A 7,227-nucleotide genomic window follows, 5' to 3' on the forward strand; every position below is an offset into this window, starting at 1 on the left:
TATAATACAACACGAATTCACTCACATTGTGAATATGAATCTCCACAAAATTTTGAAAAACAATATTTGAAACATAAACATTAAAAAAACAGATATTTAAGTTGTCTTAAATCTTGACATAGTACCATTTACTTGATTTTGGATGCAAAATCATTGGAGTTCTTAACATAACTGTATCAATCATTGGGATATCTTGTAATGCAGCATATTCATCAGCCCATACTTTATCCAACGTATGAATAGAGAAACATGCATTAGTTCCAGCTTGAACCTGACGATACACTAAGTTTGGTCTTCCCATTAATTTTTCTTCAAACAAACGATATGTACGAAGAATTAAATCATTTGAAGCTGAGTCAAATGCCACTAATGTATTAATACCAAAATCCGTTGAATTATCACTCTTCATATATCCAAAACGTTGTAAAGAACGCCAATTACGATACATCTCTTCAATAACACTTAAAGTTGCATCTTTATTTGAAATATAATATTCATCTTTTAATTCTTCACAAGTAAAGATTGACAATAAACGCAAGAAATGACAGAAATCATAAGAAGCTTCTTTTGAATTCAATTCTCCATTCTTTGTCAAATACGCGTACATGTTCGCATTGTCTGATTCTTGATATTCAATGAAATATTGAACGAATTTTGCGAACGTATGAGATTTTAATAAAACCTCACGACTCTTTGGATATGCCAAATTATAGTTGATAATAACCTGGTTGTTAAAAATTTCAATTTTATTTTGCATAATTACACTCCTTTAACTATGACTAATATACAAGAAAATTGTATGAAAGTAAATGTAAAACTTAATTTTTTGTTTATAGTTCAAGTACAAGCGTTTACATGGCGAAAACTTTTTCGATTTCAGAATAAACATCCTCAATCGCAATTTCAGTCTTTTCACCCGTATAACGATCTGTCCACTCAAGCTTACCCTCTTTAACACCACGACCCACAGTAATACGATAAGGAACCCCTATCAATTCCATATCTTTAAATTTAACGCCTGGACGCTCATTACGATCATCTAAAATAACATCGAACTTGTGTTCTTTACAGAATTCATATAGATCATTGGCAATCTTAACTTGTTCTTCATCCTTTAAAGATACTGGAACAATTGCAAGTCTAAATGGTGCAATTTCAACTGGCCATTTCATACCAAAATCATCATGGTGTTGATCAGCAACGGCTGCCATACATCTTTCTAGACCAATGCCATAACTTCCCATCCAAACTGGCTGTAATTGGTTATTGGCATCTGTATAGTATAGATTCATGCTCTTAGAATATTTAGTACCCAATTTAAATAGGTTACCAACTTCAATACCATGTTGGAAAGTTAACTTCTTTCCACACTTAGGACAAATATCCCCTTCTTTAACCTGGCAAAGATCTGCCACTTCAACAGGCTCGAAATCTTTACAATTTACATTCTTAATGTGACGATCCGATTGGTTAGCACCTACAATGAAGTTTTTCATATGTTTGATTTGACGATCCATATATACAGGACAATCAATGCCGACTGGGCCCGCAAAACCAACACGAGCATGTGTTACCTTTTCAACTTCTTCAAAGCTAGCCATTTCCATTTCATTAGCGCCCAATAATTTCAATGCCTTTGTTTCATTTAATTCACGATCACCAGGAATACAGAATGCGATTACCTTTCCATCTACGTTATATAGTAATGTTTTAACAAAATCACTTTCCTTCTTACCAAAGAAAGCCGCTACTTCTTCAATTGTTTTTGCGTTTGGCGTATCAACAACTTCCATAGAAAGTTCTTCTTCACAAGAATCTTCCATTGTATCTACTACTTCAGTGATTTCTAAGTTGCTAGAATAGTCACAACCAACACATCCAACAACAACATCTTCACCAATACTTGATAGAGCCTGATATTCTTCTGATAATAAACCACCCATAGCTCCAGTATCCGCTTTAACAATCTTATATTCCAATCCTAAACGATCCATGATACGGCAATACGCATCATACATTTTGTTGTAGGCTACATCCAATCCAGATTCATCCACATCAAATGTGTACGCATCTTTCATGATGAATTCACGAACACGAATCAAGCCATATCGAGGACGTGTTTCATCACGATATTTCGTTTGAATCTGATATAAGTTATATGGGAAATCCTTATAAGATTTTCCATCCATACTACTAGCTACCGCAAACAATTCTTCATGTGTTGGACCCAAAACATAACGCTTATTATAACGATCACTCAATGAAAACATATTTGAACCAAAGGCTTCACGACGACCCGATTGTACATATACATCTTCTGGAATCAATGCTGGCATCAACAATTCTTGTGCATCTTTCGCATCCATTTCTTCACGAATAATATTTTCAATTTTAGAAAGAACCTTCTTTCCCATAGGCATGATCATATAGATTCCGTTTGAACATTTTTTGATCATTCCAGCACGCACCAACAAATTACTTGATACGCTATCTTCATCTTTCGCATTTTCTCTTAATGTATAAAAGAAACTCTGACTTAATTTCATCTTACTTACCTCTTCCACTATCTAATTTTCCGAATCATCGCATCGACTTCAATAGGCCCAGACCATTTTGTATGTACGATCTGCATCGGCTTATTACAAACCTCTAATACATTGTCTTCAGTATCATACACATCCCCAACATGTACAATCGTACTTAAAATGTGAGGACCAAATATTTCTAAATCCTGATTGGGCATGAAATGATTCTTTACTTGTAAAGTCGCCATCTGACTTTCTTTATCATAATCCTGTACAATGGCTACATATTCCTGTGTTACCGTTTCATCATGATCTTGATACAACTGTACCTTATATCCAGGAAGACCATTATAGAAGCCCGGCCCGGTCGGTCGGTTCTCTGCCTTGGCAATTTCCTTTTTTACACGCTCAATAATTTCAACATCCGCATGCCCATGCTCATAAATATAATCAATCAACATACGATAGCTAGAAACAACCGTAGCTAAATAATAGGCACTTTTCATACGCCCTTCAATTTTCAAAGACGCTACACCCATATGGATAAAATCCTCAATATAATCCACTGCCTGCAAATCCTTTGAAGACATGGAGAATAAATTCGTCGGATCACTTAATTCTGTTTGCCCATCCATTAAATGATATTTCCAACGACAACTCTGCGCACACCCACCACGATTCGCATCACGAAGTGTCATATGATTACTCAATACACAACGTCCTGAAAAAGAAATGCACATGCCTCCATGAATAAAGACTTCAATAGGAAGAATATTCTCTTCACAAATCGAACGAATATCATCCATTTGACATTCTCTGGCAAGAACAACACGGTCCATGCCCTTTTCTTTCCAGAATCTTGCAGCACTTGAATTTGTAGAAGAATGCTGCGTTGACACATGCACTTCAAACTTACATCCAAGCTTTTTTGCCAACATCATAATCGATGGACTTGCCACAATAATCGCATGCACGCCAATCGAATCCAAAGTTTTTAAATACTCTTCAATACCATCAAGATCCGATTCATGCGGAAGCATGTTTACAGTTACATGCACATGACTATTATGTGCATTCGCAAATTTGACTAATTCTGCGATTTCATCAATGGAAAAGTTACTAGCACGCGAACGCAAACTAAACTGCTTACCACCAATATATACGGCATCCGCCCCATATAAAATCGCAATCTTTGCTTTTTCTAAATTTCCAGCAGGAGCTAATAATTCAATCTTATTCATTTACTTGCTCCTCCTTTTTCTTAATTGTCTCTTCTAAATACCAACGGTTTGTCGACTCATCATCCGTAATTTTAATTCCTTGTAAAGCTAAATCATATAAACCCAAGATTTCAACAGTCCAATCATCATCAAAAAACAAAGAATCAATGCGGAAGCGATGCATTCCTACATCTGTAAAATCCCACATTTCCTGTAATGAGTTGATTGGCATTTCACTAAAGATATGTGTACCCGACTCATCTTGCACAATTGGCATACGCTGCTGTCGCGTTTGTTCAATCAAGTCATAATGACACGGCAAAGAACAAACCGGTTTATTCACAGCCTCTAAATAGTTAGTGACCAAAGGTCTTCTTGAATATAGGATTGAGAAATACCCATGCACTAAGATTTCAATATCCGGATTGTGCTTTCCAATACTTACCACTTCTTCAAGACTCAATTCATGAGCTAAAGATACAGATTGAATGCCTAAAGACATATAGAAATCCACATCTGCACTTGAAACCACCAATGTTTCCGGTTGATAAATCAATTTGGATTCAATCCCCAATTGTTTCGCCTCAAAATATAGACCTTCATCCGCATAGTAAATACCATCCACATCCAATTCTTTAAAAATAGAAAAGTATTCACGAACACCCGATAAATCTTCATCCATACATAATCTTAAAAAGTTGATATATAATTTAAGGCCAAGCTTTTTACACTTCTTCTTCCAAAGCTGTAAATCCTCTTTTTTTACCGTAATACTCGAACGAATCGAATAATGTTCAACACCAATGATCACGGCATCGGCCTTTGCTCTTTTTAATTTTTCTAATGAATCAATAGAATGAATTGTTGTTATAAACATAATTACTCCTTATCAAAACATACAAAATTATTTTACCACAAATGTGATTCTATGCCTAACCATAAAATCATCACTATAATTATATTTAAGTCATTGACTTTATGTTTATACATTGTATATACTTCTTGTAAAGACAGACAGGAATGAAAGGAGACGTACATCATGGCTCAAAACAGTTTAAAAATTGCAAAATGGGGAAACGGACAAGGGATTCGATTACCTATGGCAGTGATGAAACTTCTATCTTTAAAAGTTGGAGACGAACTTCAAATGAAAGTTCAAAATGAAACAATTGTTCTTGTACCCAAAAAAGAAAAAAAATTAACATTAGCTGAAAGATTCGCAAATTATGACGGACCAACTGAACAAAAAGAAATTTGGTCTGATGAAATTGTCGGTAAGGAGGAAATTTAATGTCTTTTAAACAAGGCGATATCGTATATATAGACCTTGACCCTACTAAGGGGCACGAACAAGCAGGAAAACGCCCATGCTTAGTTATTTCCAATAATGATTACAACAAAATCATGGGTCTTTTCATCGTTTGCCCAATAACAAATAACACAAAAAATTTTCCAACACATGTAAAACTTGATTCTCATACAATTACAACTGGATGTGTTTTATGTGAACATGTAAAAACATTAGATTTAAAAGCAAGAAAAGCCACAAAAAAAGAAGAATGTCCACAAAACATCCTCCAAGAAGTACTCGATATAGTTCATTCATGTATTTAATGATTAGGTTAGATGATTTGTCTAACCTTTTTTAATGAATTCAACCAATTCTTTTGCACTATATACTACATGATCTGCACAAGGACCACTTACCTGATGATGACGATTAAAATGAATCGTCTTCATGCCTGCATTTTTAGCCCCCTGCATATCATTGATATAGTTATCACCCACATAATACCATTCAGTAATATCTTCATGCATCACTTCCATACATTTTTTAAATGCATTCACATCCGGTTTTGCGACTCCAATTTGACCACTCGTAAATACATTTTCAGGTTTAAAATAATCAAAGACATGAAGCACTTCTAATTTCATTCTTTGATGAGTGTCCTCTCCATTTGTCAAAATCGCAAGTTCATCTTCACAATTCGAAAAATAATCAATCAATGGTGCATCCATTTCAATATGATGCTGATAATATTTATAGCGAGACTGAAACTCTACAGCTTTTGAATGAGAAAAAATAATCTCATACTTTTCACAAGCCTTTTCAACACGATAAACGCCAGATTCATCAACTGTGATCTTTCCTTGTTGAAGATCATCAAAAATCATATCTCCAAACTTACGATAATCCGCATAAAATAAATCCATATCCACATCTACATTCGGAAGGAATTCTTTCATGCACTTGCGAAATGGCCAAGATAAATCATAGAGTGTATCATCACAATCAAACATTACTTTCTTCATATAATCACCAAAAAAAATATAACATAAAAAAGAAAATTTCACTATGAAATCTTCACTTGATTTAAACACTTACGAACATGTCCAGACTGACCTGTCACCTCTTCATTTTCAATTAAAGATACATGGACAGCTTCTTTACAAGATTCAATGGCTGCATCAAACACAACATTGATCTTGTTGTCATTGATTTGTTTTAAAGTATGAATCTTTTCATCTCCAAAACGATTGGCTGTACTAAACGCAATCGCAATATCACCGGAACCATTACCCATATGCGATCCTGTTAAAGCTAAACCAACCGGCATTCGGTTACAAACTCTACGTAATTGTCGATCACTTAACGGAGCATCCGTCGCAATGATCATCATGATGGAACCTTTTTCTTGTTCTAAAGGCAATTGATTCCCCTCAACTTTATCTAACAGATACTGTTCTCTTAAACCAAAATTAGAAAGTACAAGAACACCTAGAGTATATGTATTTCCATCAATTTCAAAGATTCTTGAACTCGATCCAATACCACCTGACATTTCAAAACAAGACATGCCTCGACCTGCTCCAACACTGCCAAGTTCAAACTCTTTTTTACAATCACGATACGCATCATATACATCTTCTTTTGTAACGACACAATCACGAATCGAATTTAGATATCCATCGTTGCATTCTCCAACGACAACATTAACACTTGTAAGATCTTCATTTTCTTTGACCATGATATCCACCAAGGCTTGTTGAACAACGCCCACATTTAAAGTGTTTGTCAAACAAATATAGCTTTCCAAAGTACCCAACTCCATAATTTGTGGTAATCCTGTCGTCTTTCCAAAACCATTTAGAATACTACAACCACAAGCTAGCTTTTGATGAAATACATCTTCAGCCGTACGAATAAATGTCACACCTGTTTGGTGAGAATCAGAACAAATTGTTTTATGCCCAACCAAAACACCTTCGACATCTGTAATTCGATTTAATTTGCCTTTTTCCATAATTTAACACCTCTTAAAACCATTATAGTGAAATTTAAAAAATTTTCATAAAAAAAGGAATATATAAAAATAGATAGGGATAAATCAACCTTTAAAAGTCATAGGGATTTTGACTCTGAGATAGAGATGACCTTTAAACACTTTTAGGGTTTACTTTCCCTATCTTTTTGTTACAGT

General features: G+C 34.7%; 8 protein-coding genes. 2 read left to right on the forward strand and 6 right to left on the reverse strand.

Annotated elements, in window-relative coordinates; all coding sequences use genetic code 11:
* Positions 1-106 precede the first annotated feature (106 nt).
* The 4 genes from FYJ55_RS09930 to FYJ55_RS09945 form a co-directional block, all read right to left on the reverse strand.
* Positions 107-757, reverse strand: a complete 651-nt coding sequence (locus FYJ55_RS09930) for a hypothetical protein (RefSeq protein ID WP_195836724.1) — start codon at positions 755-757, stop codon at positions 107-109.
* Between the two features lie 94 nt (positions 758-851).
* Entirely contained in the window at positions 852-2,546 is a 1,695-nt protein-coding gene (locus tag FYJ55_RS09935) for a proline--tRNA ligase (RefSeq protein ID WP_154556691.1), read from the reverse strand.
* 17 nt (positions 2,547-2,563) lie between these two features.
* Complete coding sequence (locus FYJ55_RS09940; protein ID WP_154556692.1) at positions 2,564-3,766, reverse strand: peptidase U32 family protein; 1,203 nt, start codon at positions 3,764-3,766, stop codon at positions 2,564-2,566.
* Positions 3,759-4,622, reverse strand: coding sequence for a peptidase U32 family protein (locus tag FYJ55_RS09945; RefSeq protein ID WP_154556693.1), 864 nt, complete (start codon positions 4,620-4,622; stop codon positions 3,759-3,761). Before FYJ55_RS09945 ends, FYJ55_RS09940 begins: the two co-directional genes overlap by 8 nt.
* 162 nt (positions 4,623-4,784) lie before the next feature.
* Between FYJ55_RS09945 and FYJ55_RS09950 the strand changes: the two genes are divergently transcribed.
* Positions 4,785-5,036 (forward strand): AbrB/MazE/SpoVT family DNA-binding domain-containing protein, encoded by a 252-nt coding sequence (locus FYJ55_RS09950; RefSeq protein ID WP_154556694.1) that lies wholly within the window; start codon positions 4,785-4,787, stop codon positions 5,034-5,036.
* Complete coding sequence (locus tag FYJ55_RS09955; protein ID WP_154556695.1) at positions 5,036-5,359, forward strand: type II toxin-antitoxin system PemK/MazF family toxin; 324 nt, start codon at positions 5,036-5,038, stop codon at positions 5,357-5,359. The genes FYJ55_RS09950 and FYJ55_RS09955 overlap by 1 nt, the downstream gene beginning before the upstream one ends.
* 21 nt (positions 5,360-5,380) lie before the next feature.
* Here FYJ55_RS09955 and FYJ55_RS09960 read toward each other — a convergent pair whose 3' ends face one another.
* Both FYJ55_RS09960 and FYJ55_RS09965 read right to left on the reverse strand, forming a co-directional pair.
* Entirely contained in the window at positions 5,381-6,058 is a 678-nt protein-coding gene (locus tag FYJ55_RS09960; RefSeq protein ID WP_154556696.1) for an HAD family hydrolase, read from the reverse strand.
* Positions 6,059-6,099: 41 nt separating this feature from the next.
* Positions 6,100-7,050, reverse strand: a complete 951-nt coding sequence (locus FYJ55_RS09965) for a P1 family peptidase (protein WP_154556697.1) — start codon at positions 7,048-7,050, stop codon at positions 6,100-6,102.
* Between the last annotated feature and the right edge of the window lie 177 nt (positions 7,051-7,227).

Source organism: Holdemanella porci, from assembly GCF_009696075.1.
Lineage (GTDB): Bacteria > Bacillota_I > Bacilli_A > Erysipelotrichales > Erysipelotrichaceae > Holdemanella > Holdemanella porci.